This window comes from Rhodoferax koreense, from assembly GCF_001955695.1.
Taxonomy (GTDB): domain Bacteria; phylum Pseudomonadota; class Gammaproteobacteria; order Burkholderiales; family Burkholderiaceae_C; genus Rhodoferax_B; species Rhodoferax_B koreensis.
The window spans coordinates 813546-830351 of the sequence record NZ_CP019236.1 but is presented as its reverse complement, the minus strand read 5'-3'; the positions used below and the strand labels follow the sequence as shown (position 1 = coordinate 830351).

16 protein-coding genes are annotated in these 16806 nt (G+C 64.5%); 3 read left to right on the top strand and 13 right to left on the bottom strand.

All coding sequences use genetic code 11. From position 1 onward, the window contains the following. The first annotated feature begins 11 nt into the window (after positions 1–11). Entirely contained in the window at positions 12–1049 is a 1038-nt protein-coding gene (locus tag RD110_RS03965; RefSeq protein ID WP_076196891.1) for a DctP family TRAP transporter solute-binding subunit, read from the top strand. 40 nt (positions 1050–1089) lie between these two features. Here the strand turns inward: RD110_RS03965 and RD110_RS28800 are convergent, their stop codons facing one another. The 11 genes from RD110_RS28800 to RD110_RS03910 all read right to left on the bottom strand — a co-directional run bounded on the left by RD110_RS28800 (position 1090) and on the right by RD110_RS03910 (position 13904). Then, positions 1090–2682 (bottom strand): methyl-accepting chemotaxis protein, encoded by a 1593-nt coding sequence (locus RD110_RS28800; protein ID WP_076196889.1) that lies wholly within the window; start codon positions 2680–2682, stop codon positions 1090–1092. A gap of 105 nt (positions 2683–2787) precedes the next feature. Continuing rightward, a complete protein-coding gene (locus RD110_RS03955) occupies positions 2788–3525 on the bottom strand; it encodes an amino acid ABC transporter ATP-binding protein (RefSeq protein ID WP_076196887.1) in 738 nt (245 codons plus the stop codon). A gap of 24 nt (positions 3526–3549) precedes the next feature. Continuing rightward, positions 3550–4218: an amino acid ABC transporter permease gene (locus RD110_RS03950; RefSeq protein WP_076196885.1), complete on the bottom strand. Its 669-nt coding sequence runs from the start codon at positions 4216–4218 to the stop codon at positions 3550–3552. Position 4219: 1 nt separating this feature from the next. Then, positions 4220–4936 (bottom strand): amino acid ABC transporter permease, encoded by a 717-nt coding sequence (locus tag RD110_RS03945; protein WP_076196883.1) that lies wholly within the window; start codon positions 4934–4936, stop codon positions 4220–4222. A gap of 125 nt (positions 4937–5061) precedes the next feature. Continuing rightward, positions 5062–5961: a transporter substrate-binding domain-containing protein gene (locus RD110_RS03940; RefSeq protein WP_076196881.1), complete on the bottom strand. Its 900-nt coding sequence runs from the start codon at positions 5959–5961 to the stop codon at positions 5062–5064. Between the two features lie 211 nt (positions 5962–6172). Further along, positions 6173–7069 carry an amino acid ABC transporter substrate-binding protein gene (locus tag RD110_RS03935; protein WP_076196879.1) on the bottom strand — a complete coding sequence of 299 codons (897 nt, stop codon included), beginning with the start codon at positions 7067–7069 and terminating at the stop codon, positions 6173–6175. A gap of 21 nt (positions 7070–7090) precedes the next feature. Then, positions 7091–8386, bottom strand: a complete 1296-nt coding sequence (locus RD110_RS03930; RefSeq protein ID WP_076196877.1) for a dicarboxylate/amino acid:cation symporter — start codon at positions 8384–8386, stop codon at positions 7091–7093. Positions 8387–8507: 121 nt separating this feature from the next. Further along, positions 8508–9929, bottom strand: coding sequence for an aspartate ammonia-lyase (locus tag RD110_RS03925; RefSeq protein WP_076196875.1), 1422 nt, complete (start codon positions 9927–9929; stop codon positions 8508–8510). 165 nt (positions 9930–10094) lie between these two features. Then, positions 10095–11027 carry a LysR substrate-binding domain-containing protein gene (locus RD110_RS03920; protein WP_076196873.1) on the bottom strand — a complete coding sequence of 311 codons (933 nt, stop codon included), beginning with the start codon at positions 11025–11027 and terminating at the stop codon, positions 10095–10097. 31 nt (positions 11028–11058) lie between these two features. Then, positions 11059–11988 carry a 2-hydroxyacid dehydrogenase gene (locus RD110_RS03915; RefSeq protein ID WP_076196871.1) on the bottom strand — a complete coding sequence of 310 codons (930 nt, stop codon included), beginning with the start codon at positions 11986–11988 and terminating at the stop codon, positions 11059–11061. Between the two features lie 23 nt (positions 11989–12011). Continuing rightward, entirely contained in the window at positions 12012–13904 is a 1893-nt protein-coding gene (locus RD110_RS03910; RefSeq protein ID WP_076196869.1) for an ABCB family ABC transporter ATP-binding protein/permease, read from the bottom strand. Positions 13905–13958: 54 nt separating this feature from the next. On the opposite strand from RD110_RS03910, the gene RD110_RS03905 reads away from it, so the two are divergent. Both RD110_RS03905 and RD110_RS03900 read left to right on the top strand, forming a co-directional pair. Continuing rightward, complete coding sequence (locus RD110_RS03905) at positions 13959–14372, top strand: acyl-CoA thioesterase (protein ID WP_076196867.1); 414 nt, start codon at positions 13959–13961, stop codon at positions 14370–14372. 63 nt (positions 14373–14435) lie between these two features. Further along, positions 14436–14870 carry a hypothetical protein gene (locus tag RD110_RS03900; protein ID WP_204250022.1) on the top strand — a complete coding sequence of 145 codons (435 nt, stop codon included), beginning with the start codon at positions 14436–14438 and terminating at the stop codon, positions 14868–14870. Positions 14871–14879: 9 nt separating this feature from the next. On the opposite strand, the gene RD110_RS03895 is transcribed toward RD110_RS03900, so the two are convergent. Together RD110_RS03895 and RD110_RS03890 are read right to left on the bottom strand one after the other, a co-directional pair. Further along, on the bottom strand, positions 14880–15701 hold the full coding sequence (locus RD110_RS03895; RefSeq protein ID WP_076196865.1) for a M90 family metallopeptidase: 822 nt from the start codon (positions 15699–15701) through the stop codon (positions 14880–14882). Positions 15702–15743: 42 nt separating this feature from the next. Continuing rightward, positions 15744–16718: a chemotaxis protein gene (locus RD110_RS03890; RefSeq protein WP_076196863.1), complete on the bottom strand. Its 975-nt coding sequence runs from the start codon at positions 16716–16718 to the stop codon at positions 15744–15746. Positions 16719–16806 lie beyond the last annotated feature (88 nt).

Here is a 16806-nt window from a genome sequence, read left to right as displayed (position 1 = left end):
GGAGACACACCATGAGATTTCGCCGCACCCTGCTCGGCCTTGCCGCCGCGGCCACCGCCCTTGGCTTTTTCTCGTCGAACGCGGTCGCGCAGACGGCCTACAAGCCCGAGTACAAGCTCTCCATCGTGCTCGCACCGCCGACGCCCTGGGGCCAGGCCGCGCAGATCTGGGCCAACCTGGTGAAGGAACGCACCCAGGGCCGCATCAACATCAAGCTCTACCCGGGCGTGTCGCTGATCCAGGGCGACCAGACGCGTGAATTCAGCGCGCTGCGCCAGGGCGTGATCGACCTGGCCGTGGGCTCGACCATCAACTGGTCGCCGCAGGTCAAGCAGCTGAACATTTTCTCGATGCCTTTCCTGATGCCCGACTACGCCGCCATCGACGCGCTGACGCAGGGCGAGGTCGGCGCCGAGTTGTTCAAGACCATCGACAAGGCCGGCGTGCTGCCGTTGGCCTGGGGCGAGAACGGCTACCGCGAGATCACCAATTCCAAGCGTGCCATCAAGTCGCCCGAAGATTTGAAAGGCATGAAGATCCGCGTGGTCGGCTCGCCGCTGTTTGCCGACCTGTTCACCGCGCTGGGTGCCAACCCGACGCAGATGAGCTGGGCCGATGCGCAGCCCGCGCTGGCCAGCGGCGCGGTGGACGGGCAGGAGAACCCGCTGTTCCTGTTCACCGTGCTGAAGATGCAGAATGTCGGCCAGAAGTTCATGACGGCCTGGGGCTACGTGGCCGACCCGCTGATCTTCGTGGTCAACAAGGAAATCTGGGCCTCGTGGACGCCGGCCGACCAGGCCATCGTGAAGCAGGCCGCGACCGACGCCGGCAAGCAGGAAATCGCCATCGCCCGCAAGGGCCTGGTCGAGGCCGACAAACCTGTGTTCAAGGAGATCGCCGCCATGGGTGTGACGGTGACCCAACTCACGCCGGCCGAACGCGAAGTGTTCGTCAAGGCCACGCGGCCGGTCTACGAGAAATGGAAACCGGTGGTGGGCAACGACCTGGTGAACAAGGCCGAAAAGGCCATCGCCGCGCGCGCCAAGTAAGCGGCGGACCGGCCCGCCGCCTTGCCTGGCGAGACGCCTGCTAGGCCGGCAGACGCGCGAGCCGATCCAGCTTGAAGGTGCTCACCGCCGCGGTCAGCTGCATGGCATGGCCGTTCAGGCTTTCGGCGGCGGCCGCGCTTTCTTCGACCAGCGCCGAGTTCTGCTGCGTCATCTGGTCGAGCGCGGCAATGGCGCTGTTGATCTGGCCGATGCCCTGGTTCTGCGCCGACGCAGCGGCGGTGATTTCGCTGATGGTGTCGGTGACGCGCTGTACCGAGGTGACGATCTCGCCCATCGTCGCACCGGCGTCGGCCACGAGCTGGCTGCCACGCTCGACACGGTTCACGCTCGCGCCGATCAGGTCCTTGATCTCGCGCGCCGCCGTGGCCGAACGCCCCGCCAGGCTGCGCACTTCGGACGCCACCACCGCGAAGCCTCGGCCCTGTTCGCCTGCGCGTGCGGCTTCCACGGCCGCATTCAGCGCCAGGATGTTGGTCTGAAAAGCGATGCCGTCGATCACAGAGATAATGTCGGCGATCTTTTTCGAACTGGCGTTGATCTCGCCCATGGTGGACACCACCTCGGCCACGACGGCGCCGCCGCGCGCCGCCACCTGCGCGGCCGAGCCGGCCAGCTGATTCGCCTGCACCGCGGCGCTGCTGCTCTGCAGGACGGTACTGGTCAGCTCATCCATCGACTGCGCCGTCTGCTGCAGGTTGCTCGCCGCCTGCTCGGTGCGGTGGCTCAGGTCCTGGTTGCCGGCGGCGACTTCGCTGCTCGACACCTGGATCGCGTCGGCCGCCAGCCGGATGCCGCCAACCAGCGACTTGAGTTTTTCCTGCATGGCGTCGATGGCCTGCAGCAACCGGCCGGTCTCGTCGAAGATGCGCACCTCGACCTGGGACGACAGGTCGCCGGTGGCGATGCGCTCGGCCAGCACGACGGCCCGGCCGATCGGCGCCGTGACCGACACCGTGATGCGCCAGGCCATAAGGCCGCCGGTCACCAGGGCGATCACCACCAGCAGGCTTTCGATGGCGAACGCCCGCTTTTCCAGCGTCGCAGCCTGCTGGTAGGCGGCCTCGGTCTGGGCGCGCTGCAGCGCGATGAGTTCATTGACCTTGCCGCGCAGCACGGCCTCCGTGGGCCGCACGCGGTTCATCAGGGCCAGCACCGCGCCGACGTTGTCGCCGTCCATGGCACTCGTCATTGATTCGTCGATGGCGGGGAACACCTTCTTGCCGTTCTCGGAGATCGCCGAGAGCAGTTGTCGCTCGACAGAGTCCGCATCCTGCGTCGCCAGCAAGGCGGTGAGTTCTTTCTCGGTGGCCAGGTACTGCTGCTCCGCGGTCTTGGCCGCCTTGAACTCGATGTCGAGCTGCTTCGGGTCGAGTTCGGTGAACAGCGCCACGGAACGCGCCTGGATCGCCAGGCTGCTGATCGAGCCCATGAGGTTGTTGGCGAGTTCGGTCTTGCGGTTGTCGGTGTGAACGATGCGATCGACCTGCTTTCCAAGCAGATGGATCGAATACAGGCCGGTGACGGCTACCGCCAGCAGCAATGCGAGCACGCTGACGAAGCCCAGCGACAGACGACGGGCCAGGGAACGGTAACGAGGGGAAGGCAAAGGCATCGGATTTTCCGGTCGCAAAGGAATACAAAAAAACAAACGCAAGGTGCAAAAGACAACGGGCCCCGCAGGGCCCGCTTCATCGCGCGATGGGTCGACGGAGAGGTGTCAGTGCTGCAGGATCTTGTTCAGGAAGTCCTTGGTGCGTGGCTGGCGGTTCTCGGGATGGCTGAAGAACTCGTCCTTGGAGCAGTCTTCCAGGATCCGGCCGCCGACGTCGATGAAGATCACGCGGCTGGCCACCTTGCGCGCGAAACCCATTTCGTGGGTCACGCACATCATGGTCATGCCTTCCTTGGCCAGGGTGACCATCACGTCCAGCACTTCGCCGACCATTTCGGGGTCGAGCGCCGAGGTGGGCTCGTCGAACAGCATGACCATCGGGTCCATGCTCAGCGCGCGGGCGATGGCCACGCGTTGCTGCTGGCCGCCGGAGAGCTGGCCGGGGAACTTGTCCTTGTGCGCCATCAGGCCCACACGGTCCAGCATCTTGAGGCCACGGGTCTTGGCGTCATCGGCGCTGCGGCCGAGCACCTTGATCTGGGCGATGGTCAGGTTCTCGGTGACGGACAGGTGCGGGAACAGCTCGAAGTGCTGGAACACCATGCCCACGCGGCTGCGCAGCTTGGGCAGGTCGGTCTTCGGGTCATGCAGCGGGATGCCGTCGACGAAGATTTCGCCCTTCTGGAAGGGCTCGAGCGCGTTCACGGTCTTGATCAGCGTGGACTTGCCCGAACCCGACGGGCCGCAGACCACGACCACGTCGCCCTTCTTGATGCTGACGTTGCAGTTGTTGAGCACCTGTACAGGGCCATACCATTTGGAAACGTTCTTGATTTCGATCATTTTGAGGTCCTCTTTGTTGGTGCATCAGCGGATGATGGCAATCTTGAGCTGCAGCTTCTTCACGACGTAGGAAAGGCTGAAGCACAGGGCGAAATAGACGATGGCGGCCAGCAGGTAGGCTTCCTCGGGCCGGCCGTAGATCTTGCCGGCGGTGGAAAAGCCCTTGAGCAGGTCATAGGCGCCGATGGCATAGACCAGGGAGGTATCCTGGAACAGGATGATGGTCTGCGTGAGCAGCACCGGCAGCATGTTGCGGAAAGCCTGCGGCAGGATCACCAGCTTCATGTTCTGCGCATAGGTCATGCCCATCGCCTGGCCTGCGTAGACCTGGCCGCGCGGAATCGACTGGATGCCCGCGCGCATGATCTCGCTGAAGTAGGCGGCCTCGAAGGCGATGAAGGTGATCACCGCCGACAGTTCGGCGCCGATGGGCCGGCCGATGATGGTCGGCATCAGCAGGAAGAACCACAGGATCACCATCACCAGCGGGATGGAGCGCATGCCGTTCACGTAGAACGTGGCCGGGTACATGAGGATCTTCTTGCCGGACAGCCGCATGAGCGCCAGCAGCGTGCCGAAGATGATGCCGCCGATGGTGGCCACCGCGGTGAGCTGGATGCTGAAGAAAAAGCCCTTGAGGACGAACTTGCTCAGCACGTCCCAGTTGAAAAAGCTCAGGTCGAGTCCGCCCATGTCAGTGTCCTCCGCCCGTGCCAGTGGCCACGATGAAACCTGGAATCTGCATCTTCTTCTCCACGAAAGCCATCACGCGGTTGACCGCGAAAGCCGACACCGCATAGAGCGCGGTCACGGCCAGGTAGACCTCGACGCCGCGCGAGGTTTCCTCCTGCGCCTGCATCGCGAACATGGTGAGCTCCGAAATCGACACGGCGAAGGCCACCGAGGAATTCTTCAGCAGGTTCATGGATTCGCTGGTCAGCGGCGGGAAGATGATGCGAAACGCCATCGGCAGGATCACGTAGCGGTAGGTCTGCATCGTGGTGAAGCCCACGGCCATGCCCGCATAACGCTGGCCCTTGGGAAGCGCCTGGATGCCGGCGCGCACCTGCTCGGCGATCCGCGACGAGGTGAAGAAGCCGAGCGCGAAGACCACCAGCGTGAAGCCGGGCACGGCCTGCATGGCCGGGAAGATCTTGGGCAGCACGAAGTACCAGAGGAAGATTTGGACCAGCAGCGGGATGTTGCGGAACAACTCCACCCAGGCGTTGGCCAGCCTCACCAGCCAGGGGCTGTTGGGCAGGGTGCGCAGCACGCCCATGAGCGAACCGACGACCATCGCGACGACCCAGGAGCAGCCGGCCACGGCCAGCGTCCACCCCCATGCATCGAACATCCATTGAAGATAGGTCCGGCCGCTGCCGTCATCGTTGAGAAATACCTGCCAATCCATAACTTCTCCATCCTCTGTTGTTTTGACCCTGCGGATCGGGGCGATCGCTGCAGTGGTTGCCACCTTAAGCAAAAACCCCGCCCACGCAATCGCTGGACGGGGTTTTCGTGCACCGGGTCGCGGGCTTACTTCTTCAGGTAGTCTTCGGCGGGCTTGTCGTTCAGGTTCGCCCAGGCCGCCTTGGTGGCTTCGCTGGCCGGCAGGCCGACCTTGGTGTTCTTCGGCGGGATCGGCTGCATGAACCACTTGTCGTACAGCTTGGCCATCTCGCCGGACTTGACCATCGCGGCAATGGTGTCGTTGGCCAGCTTCTTGAAGGCGGGATCATCCTTGCGGAACATGATGGCGATCGGCTCCACGCTCAGCGGCTCACCGACGATCTTGAAATCGGCCGGGTTCTTGGCGGTGGCGATGTTGCCGGCCAGGATCTGGCCGTCCATCACGAAGGCGTCGGCACGGCCGGATTCGAGCAGCAGGAAGCTCTCGGCGTGGTCCTTGCCGAAGACCTCCTTGAAATCGATGCCCTTGGCGCGTTCGTTTTTGCGCAGCAGTTGAACGGAGGTGGTACCCGTGGTGGTGGCCACGTTCTTGCCATTCAGGTCGGCCACGCTGTTGATGCCTGAAGCGGCCTTCGTGGCGATGCGCACTTCCTCCACGTACACGGTGTTGGCGAAGGCCACGTCCTTCTGGCGCGTCGCGTTGTTGGTGGTCGAGCCACATTCGATGTCGACCGTGCCGTTCTGCACCAGCGGCACGCGGTTTTGCGAAGTCACCAGTTGGTACTTGATGTCGAGTTTCTTGCCGACGACCTTTTCCAGGTCGGCGATGATGTGCTGGCACACGTCGTAGTGGAAGCCCGTGTACTTGCCGTCACCCAGGGTGTAGGCCAGGGCGCCGGACGAATCGCGCACACCCATCGTGATGACGCCGGAGGCCTTGACTTTGGCAATCGTGTCGTTGGCTTGAGCGTAGGCGCCACCCGCGGCGATCAGGGAAATGGCCAGGGCCAGGAGCTGCTTCTTCATCAAAAATCCTTAAAGTGAATCGTATAAATACAACGTTGATTTTAGAGAATGGGACTTTGGGGATTACCCGGATGCCCATTCATGGTGCATGCGAACGATTGTGTGTCACACAACCCCCGCTGAAAGCACCCTTTGTGCCTGCCCTAGCCCAAGGCGAGCAACTATTTCACGGTGACGCGTGTTTTCGCCAGCTTATGTTCCTCCGTTCGCATCACTCCGGCTTCTGAAGCAAGGATTGGAAAATCGTGGTCAATTGCGGACTCATGGGCAGGTTGATGCTGATACCCGAAGGCAGTCTGCGCAGGAACCAGCGTTCGTAGGCGCGCTCCAGATCGCGGTCCTCGGCCATGCGGCGGAAGCTGGCGTCGACCAGGCTCGCCAATGGCGCGTCGCCCTTGCGGAACATGATGCCGTAAGGGTCGTAGGACAGGAATTCGCCGACCACGGCGTAGCTGCCCTGCGCCTTGTTTTCGGCAAGCAGGCCGTAGAGCAAGACGTCATCGGTTGCGAAGGCCACGGCCTGGTCGGCCGCGAGTTGGGCAAACGCGTCGGCATGGTCGCGCGCAACCACCAGGGTGAGGTTCAACCTGAACTTCTCCGACAGCTCGCGCATGGTTTTTTCGTTCGTCGTGCCAGCGGTCACCAGCACGCGTTTGCCCAGCAGATCGCGAAACGAGGCGATGGAGGAGTCCTTCTTCACCATCAGCTTGGTGCCCGAGACGAAGGTCGTGGGCGAGAACGCCACGCGCTTCTGCCGTTCGAGGTTGCTGGTGGTGGAGCCGCATTCCAGATCGACCTTGCCCGACTCCACCGCGTCGAGGCGTGACTCCGCCGTGACCGGGACCCAGTCGATGCGCAGGGTGCGGCCGACTTCTTCGCCCATGGCGTCCACCAGCGCGCGGCAGATCTCGATGGCGTAGCCAATCGGTTCGCCACGTGTTGACAAATAGGAGAAAGGGATCGATGAGGCGCGGTAGCCGATGGCCACGGCGCCGCTGTCGCGGGCCTTCTTCAGGGTGCCGGTCAACAGCACCTGGGCGCCGGCCTGCACCGCGAAACCCAGGGACAGGACAACGGCCGCGAGGTACCGAACAGAGAGGATGCGCATTGGGCGGCTCCGTCCCTGCGCTCAGGCGTGCGCCGGCGTCAGGTTCGACGTGTCCAGCGTGCGGGCATTGGCCTCGGCCTCGGCTTCGGGCAGCAGCTCGCCTTCCCATTTGGCGACGACGGCGGTGGCGATGGAGTTGCCCACGGCATTGGTCGCCGAGCGGCCCATGTCGAGGAAGGTGTCCACGCCCAGGATCAGCAACAGGCCGGCTTCGGGGATGTTGAACTGGTTCAGCGTGGCGGCGATCACCACCAGCGAGGCACGCGGCACGCCGGCCATGCCCTTGGAGGTCATCATCAGGATCAGCAGCATGGTGATCTGCGTGCCGATCGGCAGGTGGATGCCGTAGGCCTGGGCGATGAACAACACGGCGAAGGTGCAATACATCATCGAGCCGTCGAGATTGAACGAGTAGCCCATGGGCATGACGAAGGCCGAAATCTTGCGCTTCACACCGAAGCGGTCGAGTGCGTCGAGGATCTTCGGATAGGCGGCCTCGGAACTGGCCGTGGCGAAGGACAGCAGGAAAGCTTCCTTGATCAACACCAGCAGCTTGAACACCCGCGGGCCGAGGAAGGTGAAGCCGGCCAGGATCAACACGGCCCACAGCAGGAACAGGCCGAGGTAAAAGTCGCCCATGAACACCGCGAACTTGAGCAGGATCGCCAGGCCGTTGGTGGCCACCGTGGCGGCCATGGCGGCGAGCACGGCCAGCGGCGCCAGCTTCATCACGTAGCCGGTGATCTTGAGCATCACGTGCGAGAGCTCGTCGATCGCGGCCACCAGCGTCTTGCCCTTTTCGCCGAGTGCGGCCAGCGCCACGCCGAAGAACATCGAGAACACCACGATCTGCAGGATTTCGTTGTTGGCCATGGCCTCGGCGAACGACTTCGGCACCAGATGGCTCACGAAGTCCTTGAGGGTGAACTTGGAGGTGGCCAGGTTGGCCGAGGCGCCGATGTCGGGCAGCGGCAGGCCGAGGTTCACACCGGGCTGCAAAAGATTGGCCATCACCAGGCCGAGAACCAGGGAGATCAGTGACGCCGTGACGAACCAGCCCAGCGCCTTGCCGAAGACGCGGCCGACCGAAGCCGCGTCACCCATGTGCGCAATACCGACCACCAGCGTGGAGAACACCAGCGGCCCGATCAGCATCTTGATCAGCCGCAGGAACACGTCGGACATGATCGAGATGTAACCCGCGATCTGCGCCGCCGCCGCCTTATCCGGGAAGTTGATGAAGATCATGTAGCCGATGACGATGCCCAGCACCATCGAGATCAGTATCCACACCGCGGCCGGCAGTTTCTTTTTCATGGTTCGTCCTGTTGGTAGGTTGAGTTGGAGGTCGAAATCAATTCATGAAGGCGATGCAACACGCTCGGTTTTGCATTCAATGTCTCTTTGTTTTCAGATGGTGTGCATTTTGCATGCCACCTCAGGCAGAGGGTGCGCGCACCAGGGCCATCGGCTGGGTCAGCTTCTCGGGTACCAGCAACGCCTCGAGTTCGACACGGGTCATGATGCCGAGCGACTCCGCCACCTCGCCGATGGAGGCGCCCGTCGCCATCGCCGTCTTGGCGATCAGGGCCGATTTTTCGTAGCCAACCAACGGGTTGAGCGCGGTCACCAGCGTGACCGACTCGCGCACCCGCTTGGCCAGCAGTTCATGGTTGGCCTCGATGCCGGCCACGCAATTGGTCTGCAGCGTCATGCAGGCCGTCCCCAGGTGGGTGATGCTCTTGAACAGGCTCCAGCCCATGACCGGCTCGAACGCGTTGAGCTGCAGCTGGCCGGCCTCGGAGGCCATGGTCACGGTCATGTCGTTGCCGATGACCTCGAAGGCCACCTGGTTCATGACCTCGGGGATCACCGGATTCACCTTGCCCGGCATGATGCTCGAGCCGGCCTGGCGCGCAGGCAGCTTGATGTCGCCGAAACCGGCCTGCGGGCCGCTGGACAGCAGGCGCAGGTCGTTGCAGATCTTGCTGAGCTTGGTGGCCACGCGCTTGAGCACGCCCGACAGTTGCACGAAGGCGCCGGTGTCCTGCGTGGCTTCGATCAGGTTGGCCGCCTTCTCCACCGGAATGCCGCTGATCTCGGCCAGCCGCACGCAGACCTTGTCCGAATAACCCGCGGGTGCGTTGATGCCGGTGCCGATGGCGGTCGCGCCGAGGTTGATCTCCTGGATCAGCGCCCGGGCCTCGCGCAGGCGCGCCTCGTCTTCGCCCATCATCACCGCATAGGTCAGGAATTCCTGGCCGAGCGTCATCGGCACGGCGTCCTGCAACTGGGTGCGCCCGATCTTCAGCACGTCCTTGAATTCCAGCGCCTTGGCTTCGAAGCCCTTGCGCAGGAAGGCCATGGCTTCGAGCAGCCGTTCGATGCCCGACCACAGCGCCAGCCGCACCGCCGTCGGGTAGACGTCATTGGTGCTCTGCGAAGCGTTCACATGGTCGTTCGGATGCAGCACGTCGTAGCGCCCCTTCTCGAAACCGAGCTTCTCCAGCGCGCGGTTGGCGATGACCTCGTTGGCGTTCATGTTGGTCGAGGTGCCGGCGCCGCCCTGGATCACGTCGACGACGAACTGGGCATGCAACTGGTCGGCCAGCAGGTCGTCGCAGGCCAGGATGATCGCGCCCGCGAGCTTCGGGTCCAGCACCCCCAGTTCGGCATTGACCTGGGCCGCGGCCTTCTTCACGTGGGCCAGCGCGCGGATCAGGTCGGGCATGGCCGAGATCTGCGTGCCCGAGATCGGAAAGTTCTCTACCGCACGCGCGGTGTGAACACCCCAGTAGGCCTCCAGAGGAATCTGCTTTTCACCAAGAAAGTCGTGTTCGACGCGAAAATTGGAGGTCATGCCAGTCTCTGAAGTGGAGGTGGCGCGAACTGTAAATGTCGCTTCGATGAAACACCAATGCCGTTTACAGACGGCGTTATGCGCGGAACTTATAGATATAGGACGCGCCCGAATAAGGCCCCAAAGGGGGCTCCTTCCCGCCCCGAAGTGGGCATGGCACGGTCCCTATTTGCCCGCTTTTGGTGCCGTGAGATAGGCCCACAGGGCCTGGGCCGTGCTCTTGGGCACGGCGTGCCCCGACGGCTTTTCGCGGTAGGCGCGCACATCGAGCACCATCTCGAGCCCGGCCAGTCCGGGCGGCGCCGCACTCACCAGCCGCTTGGTGCGCAACTCCCGCTTGACCGCGCTGTAGGGAAGAAACGCGATGCCATGGCCTTCGAGCGCCATCGCCTTCAGGCCTTCCGACATGTCGGTTTCGTACACCCGGTCGAGATGGATCGGCGTGGAAGACTGTTTGAGGATCATGTCCACCGTCTGACCGAGGTAGGCGCCCGGCGCATAGCCCAGGTAAGGCAGCAGCTGGCCGGGGCGACCAGGCAGGGTAAACAGCGGCTCGCCATCGGAATCGGCCCGCACATACGGCGCGATCACTTCTTGGCCCAGGCTCACCATCTCGTACCGGTCGGCGGCGAGCTGGAACGGCAGCGAACTGTGGTGGTAGGCGATCAACACGTCGCAGCTGCCCTCGACCAGGCGCATGACGGCGTCGTGCACGTTGAGCGCGATCAGCCGGCTACGCAGCGGGCCGAACTTCTCGCGCAGGCTCGACACCCAGGCCGGGAAAAACGTGAAGGCCAGCGTATGCGGCACCGCGAACTCGATCACGTCCTGCCCTGCGGCATGGTGGCCGCGCAACATGGCGCGTGTGCTCTGCAGGGCCTGCAGCATCTCCAGCGACTGGGCATACAGCGTTTCGCCGGCCGGTGTGAGCCGCGTCGGGTAGGAACTGCGGTCCACCAGATCGGTGCCGGCCCAGCCTTCGAGCGCCTGGATGCGCCGCGAGAAAGCCGGCTGGGTCACATGCCGCAACTGGGCCGAACGGCTGAAACTGCGGGTTTCAGCCAGACTGACAAAATCTTCGAGCCACTTGGTTTCCATGCGGCCGATTATGCGGGTGCCAGGCTCTTCTTCAGAGGGGGGAAATCATGGGTTCGCCCGCGAAATGGCGCGTCGCGTTGTCGACGAACCGCTGCACCGAGGCCTGCATGGCTTCCGGCGACCACCCGCCCAGGTGCGGCGTGAGCACCACGTTGTCGAAGTCCATCAGCGCGGCCGGCGGCTTGGGTTCGCTCTCGTACACGTCCAGCCCCGCGCCGGCCACGCGGCCTTCGCGCAGCGCATCGGCCAGCGCCGCGGTGTCGACCACGCTGCCGCGCGCGATGTTGACCAGAAAGCCGCGCGGCCCGAGCGCCGTCAGCACCTCGGCATTCACCAGGTGGCGCGTCGCCGCGCCGCCGGGCGTGGCCACCACCAAAAAGTCGGCCCAGGTGGCCAGCGACTTCACATCCGCAAAGTAGGTGTAGGGCACGTCCTTCTTGCTGCGGCCGTGGTAACCGACCTCCATCTCGAAGCCCAGGCCGCGCCTGGCGACCTTGCGGCCGATGTCACCCAGGCCGATGATGCCGAGGCGGCGGTGCGACACGTTGGGCGGCATCGGCACGGCATCGCGCCAGACGCCGGCGCGGCATTGCTGGTCGAGCCAACGCACGTTGCGCACCGCGGCCAGCAGCAGCGCCATCGCATGGTCGGCCACACAGTCGTCGTTGGTACCGGCGCCATTGGCCACGGCGATGCCGCGGCGCTTGCAATGCGCCACGTCGATGTTCTCGAAACCCACGCCGAGTGCACAGGCCACTTCGAGTGCCGGCATGGCGTCGATCTCGGCCGCGGTCAGGCCCGTCGTCCCGTTCGTCAGCACCGCTCGCACGGCAGCGCCATCGGCGGCGATGTGTTTCGCGCGCAGTTCCGCGTTGGGCGCGTAGATGAAGTCGAAATGGCTGCCGACCAGCGCCTGGTGCGGATCGGAGAGGTAGATGAGGACGAGGAGCTTGGGTTTCATCCGGCTATTGTGGCGTAGCCCAACTACTCTTGCTGCAGGTTCCACATGGCAGCGTAACGCTCGCCCAAGGTCAACAACTCGGCGTGTGTTCCGCGCTCGACGATGCGGCCGGCGTCCATTACCAGGATCTCGTGCGCATCGACCACGGTGGACAGCCGGTGCGCGATCACCAGCGTGGTCTTGTTGTGCGCAGCGGTCTGCAACTCGGCCTGGATGGCGCGTTCGTTGGCCGAATCGAGCGCAGAAGTGGCCTCGTCGAAGATCAGGATCGGCGGGTCCTTCAGCAGCGTGCGGGCGATGGCCACGCGCTGCTTCTCGCCGCCCGACAGCTTGAGCCCCCGCTCGCCGACCATGGTGCCGTAGCCCAGCGGCGTGACGCTGATGAAGCCGTGGATGCGGGCCGCCTTGGCCGCCTGCTCCACCTCGGCGCGGCTGGCGCCGGGGCGGCCATAGGCGATGTTGTATTCCACCGTGTCGTTGAACAGCACCGTGTCCTGCGGCACGATGCCGATGGCCTGGCGCACGCTGGCCTGGGTGACCGTGCGGATGTCCTGCCCGGCGATGCGGATCTGCCCGCCCTGCACATCGTAGAAGCGGTACAGCAGCCGCGCCAGCGTCGACTTGCCCGAGCCAGACGGGCCGACCACGGCCACCGTCTTGCCGGCCGGGATGTGGAAGCTGATGTCGCGCAGGATCGGCCGCGCCGGATCGTAGGCGAAGTCCACGTGGTCGAACGTCACGTCGGCATGGCTGGCCGCATGCACCAGACCGGGCAGCAGGGCGTCCTGCCGGCTGTCTCCTGGGCGCTGCGGCAATACCAGCGGCTGCGCGCCCGGGGTATCGGCGATCTCGCGCTCCTTTTCGAGCAGCGCGAACATTTTTTCCAGGTCGGTCAGGCTCTGCTTGATCTCACGGTAGATCACACCCAGGAAGCCCAGCGGAATGTAGAGCTGGATCATGAAGGCGTTGACCATCACCAGGTCGCCCAGGGTCATGGTGCCGGCGGCCACGCCGTGCGCAGCGCGCCACAACATGGCGACCAGGCCGGTGGCGATGATCAGCTGCTGCCCGGTGTTGAGCAGGCTCAGCGTGGTCTGGCTCTTCACCGAGGCGCGGCGGTAGCGCTCCAGGTTCTCGTCGTAGCGCCGGGCCTCGAAGGCCTCATTGTTGAAGTACTTGACGGTTTCGAAGTTCAGCAGCGAGTCGATGGCCCGGCTCTGCGCCGAGGAATCGAGGTCGTTCATGGTCTTCCTGAACTGCGTGCGCCATTCCGTCACCGTGACGGTGAAGGCGATGTAGACCACCAGCGCGATCAGCGTGATCCAGGCGAACCACGCGTCGAACTTGACCGCCAGGAAACCCAGCACCAGGCCAACCTCGATCAGCGTCGGGATGATGCTGTAGAGCGAATACGAGATCAACGAGTTGACGGCGCGCGTGCCGCGCTCGATGTCGCGCGACATGCCTCCGGTCTGGCGTTCGAGGTGAAAGCGCAGGCTCAGCCCGTGCAGGTGCTGGAACACCTCGAGCGAGATGCGCCGCGAGGCGCCGGCCGTGGCCTTGGCGAACACCAGTTCGCGCAGTTCGGTGAACAGCGAGGTCGACAGCCGCAGCAGCCCGTAGGCCACCAGCAACGCGACCGGCACCACGACGAGTGCGGGCACCCCGCCGGCGGCCGCGCCGTGCGGCGTCATGGCATCGACCAGGTTCTTCAGCAGCACCGGCACGCCGACGTTGGCCACCTTGGCGCCGACCATGAAGCTCAGCGCCGCGACCACGCGCCACTTGTATTGCCAGAGATAAGGAAACAGGCGGCGCAGGGTCTGCCAGTCGGAAGATGGCGGCGCGGACGGCTGCCCGGTCGGGGCCGTCGATGGGACGTGGGGAATGCGGGCAAGTTCGCCGGAGCGGCGCATGGGGGAGAATCCGGTGGAGTTGGTTATTGTGTTTCTTCAGGAAGATTGTCCCCCATGTCCACGAATTCAAGCGCCCACGTCGAATTGCCCACCGACATGGAACTGGTGCTCAAGGTGATCCCGATGCCGGCCGACTGCAATGCCAGCGGCGATATCTTCGGCGGCTGGGTCATGGCCCAGGTGGACCTGGCCGGCGCGGTGATCCCGATGCAGCACGCCATGGGGCGCGTGGCCACGGTGGCTGTCAACGAATTCGTGTTCAAGCAGCCGGTCCGGCTGGGCGACATCCTGTCGTTCTACGCCTCGTTGACCCGGGTCGGCCGCACCTCCATCACCGTCAAGGTCGAGGTGTATGCCGAACGTTTCGGCACCAAGGGCAAGTACACGAAGGTGACGGAAGCCTCGCTGACCTACGTGGCCATCGACGAGCAGGGCAAGCCGCGCCCCGTGCCCGGGCTGGCGGCCTGACGCGCGAAGGGGTTTACGCGCAGGCGCTAAGCTCGGCGGTTTAGACCGTTCCACCATCCGACCATGTTGATGTCCGCCACCGAATCCACAGCACTTGGCCTTGAATGGACCACGCTGCAACACAACCACGAAGCCTGCGAACGCAACGCGCTGCTGATCAAGCTCTGCGCCGTGGTCCTGTTCGTGGCCTGCCTGGCGCTGTCGTTCAGCACCGCGGTGGCGATGCTCGTCACGGCGGTGCTGTGGGTGCAGGAGGCCATGACGCGCACCACGCAGTCGCGCATCGGCACGCGGCTGCTGCATGTGGAGCACATGATCAAGCTGGATCCGAGCGATGACGACGGTGCCTTCCAGCTGCACAGCGACTGGAAAGCCAGCCGCGCCGGCTTCAGCGGCCTGCTCGGCGAATACGCCAGCAATGCCGTCCGGCCTACCGTGGCCTTCCCCTATGTCGCCCTGCTGCTGCTGCAATGGTGGCTCGACACCGCGCCCGCCTGAGCCCCCGCTTCAGTTCCAGCTCAGCGGATCGACACGGTAGAACGCCGTGAACTGCGCGTACAGCGCCGGATAAGCCTCGGCCAGTTGCGCCGGCTGCTCGAAGAAGACCTCGGACGCGACCGCAAAGAATTCGGCCGGATTGGTGGCGCCGTAATGGCTCAGCAGCGAAGGCTCGCCGGCCCGCTGCAGCGCCTGCAGATGCGCGAACGCCTCGGCCAGCACCGCCGCCCAGCGTGCGCCGGCCATGCCGGGCGCCAGGCTCGGCGCGCCGTTGGCAGGGCCGTTGTCCTGGTCGAGCTGGTGCGCGAATTCGTGGATCACCACATTGCGGCCATCGCCTGGCACGGCCGCGCCCTCGAGCGCATCCTCCCACGACAACACCACCTGGCCCTGCGACCAGGATTCGCCGGCCAGCACATGGCGCTCGTCGCGCAGCACGCCACCGCTGCCGGTGGCCACTCGGTTCACGATGAAGGCATTCGGGTAGAGCAGGACCTGCCGCAGGTTCGGGTAGCCACCCGCGGGCCGGTTCAGCAACAGCAGGCAGGCCTGGGCGGCGATGGTCACGCGCATCTCGTCGGTCACCACCAAGCCGGCACAGCCGATGAAGGGTTTTTCGGCGATGAAGATCTGGATGCGCCGGCGCAGTTGCATCTGCAGGTCGGCCGGCAAGCGCCGCAGATACGGCACGCGCCGGCGCAGGATGCGGCGCCAGGCGGCGGGAAAAGGCGCTTCGGCGACACGGCGGCGGCGGAAATCGGCCAGCCACGGACCACCCAGCCACCAGGCGAGCAGCAACGCAACCACCACGAAAGCGAGAACGATCGGCACACCCCTCAACTGGGGCTGGAACGGCCCGATCTCAAGGCGGGTTCAGCTTTTCTTCGCCTTGTGTTCGTCCAGCACGCGCCGGATGGTCGCGGCCAGCTCGGCCGCCACGAACTTGCCGACGTAGGCATCCGCACCCACGCCGCTCACATGCACCTCGTTGGCGGCACCCGAGAGCGAGGAATGGATGATCACCGGCAGCGACTTGAAACGCGGGTCCTGCTTGATCTTGCGCGTCAGGGTGAAGCCGTCCATCTCCGGCATCTCCAGGTCGGTGAGCACCAGGGCCACCTTGTCCTGGATGGTCTTGCCCTCGGCCAAGGCGGCATCGGACAGACTCTCCAGCCGGTTCCAGGCTTCCTTGCCGGTCTTGGTCATGATGAAGGGCGCGTTCATCGCCACCAGCCCCTGTTCGATCAGCGTGCGTGCCAGCGCCGAATCGTCGGCCGCCAGCACCACGGTACCGGCCGGCAGCATGACGCTGGGGCCGATGCTGGCGGCATCCACGTCCGGCCCCTTGGGCGGCACCACGTTGCGCAGGATCTGCTCCACGTCGAGCACCTGGGCCAGCCGGGTGTTGTCCACATCGCCGTCGAGCCGGGCAATGCTGGTGATCATGCCGCCGGCCGTGCTGGATTCGGCCGACAGCACCTGGCTCCAGTCGAGGCGCACGATCCGGTCGACCTCTTCCACGGCGAAGCCCTGCGTGGAGCGCGCGTATTCGGTCACCATCAGGATGTTCAGGCCCTTCTTCGGCAGGCAACCCACGGCGCTGGCCAGATCGATCACCGGGATCACCTGGCCTCGGATGTTGGTCATGCCCAGCAGATGCGGCGGAGAACCGGCCACGGCCGTGACAGTGGGCATGACCATGATCTCGCGCACCTTGAACACATTGATGCCGAACAGCTCGCGCTGGGCGGAATTCGGTGCCTCGCCCAGGCGGAACAGCAACAATTCGAACTTGTTGCTGCTGGTGAGGTTGGTGCGTTCGTCGACTTCCTGTTGTACGGTGCTCATTGGGTTTCCTCGGGATGGGGGCCAACACGATTACAACCGTGTTTTATTTTTTTACAAGCCTTGCAGCCAACAATAAATGGGGCGATGG

Bases quoted from the DNA above. Each gene is read 5' to 3' on its own strand.
- RD110_RS03940 (WP_076196881.1), bottom strand. From the start codon at position 5,961: ATGAAGAAGCAGCTCCTGGCCCTGGCCATTTCCCTGATCGCCGCGGGT.
- RD110_RS03890 (WP_076196863.1), bottom strand. From the start codon at position 16,718: ATGAGCACCGTACAACAGGAAGTCGACGAACGCACCAACCTCACCAGC.
- RD110_RS03910 (WP_076196869.1), bottom strand. From the start codon at position 13,904: ATGCGCCGCTCCGGCGAACTTGCCCGCATTCCCCACGTCCCATCGACG.
- RD110_RS03955 (WP_076196887.1), bottom strand. From the start codon at position 3,525: ATGATCGAAATCAAGAACGTTTCCAAATGGTATGGCCCTGTACAGGTG.
- RD110_RS03965 (WP_076196891.1), top strand. From the start codon at position 12: ATGAGATTTCGCCGCACCCTGCTCGGCCTTGCCGCCGCGGCCACCGCC.
- RD110_RS03905 (WP_076196867.1), top strand. From the start codon at position 13,959: ATGTCCACGAATTCAAGCGCCCACGTCGAATTGCCCACCGACATGGAA.
- RD110_RS03935 (WP_076196879.1), bottom strand. From the start codon at position 7,069: ATGCGCATCCTCTCTGTTCGGTACCTCGCGGCCGTTGTCCTGTCCCTG.
- RD110_RS03930 (WP_076196877.1), bottom strand. From the start codon at position 8,386: ATGAAAAAGAAACTGCCGGCCGCGGTGTGGATACTGATCTCGATGGTG.
- RD110_RS03915 (WP_076196871.1), bottom strand. From the start codon at position 11,988: ATGAAACCCAAGCTCCTCGTCCTCATCTACCTCTCCGATCCGCACCAG.
- RD110_RS03920 (WP_076196873.1), bottom strand. From the start codon at position 11,027: ATGGAAACCAAGTGGCTCGAAGATTTTGTCAGTCTGGCTGAAACCCGC.
- RD110_RS03945 (WP_076196883.1), bottom strand. From the start codon at position 4,936: ATGGATTGGCAGGTATTTCTCAACGATGACGGCAGCGGCCGGACCTAT.
- RD110_RS28800 (WP_076196889.1), bottom strand. From the start codon at position 2,682: ATGCCTTTGCCTTCCCCTCGTTACCGTTCCCTGGCCCGTCGTCTGTCG.
- RD110_RS03950 (WP_076196885.1), bottom strand. From the start codon at position 4,218: ATGGGCGGACTCGACCTGAGCTTTTTCAACTGGGACGTGCTGAGCAAG.
- RD110_RS03925 (WP_076196875.1), bottom strand. From the start codon at position 9,929: ATGACCTCCAATTTTCGCGTCGAACACGACTTTCTTGGTGAAAAGCAG.
- RD110_RS03900 (WP_204250022.1), top strand. From the start codon at position 14,436: ATGTTGATGTCCGCCACCGAATCCACAGCACTTGGCCTTGAATGGACC.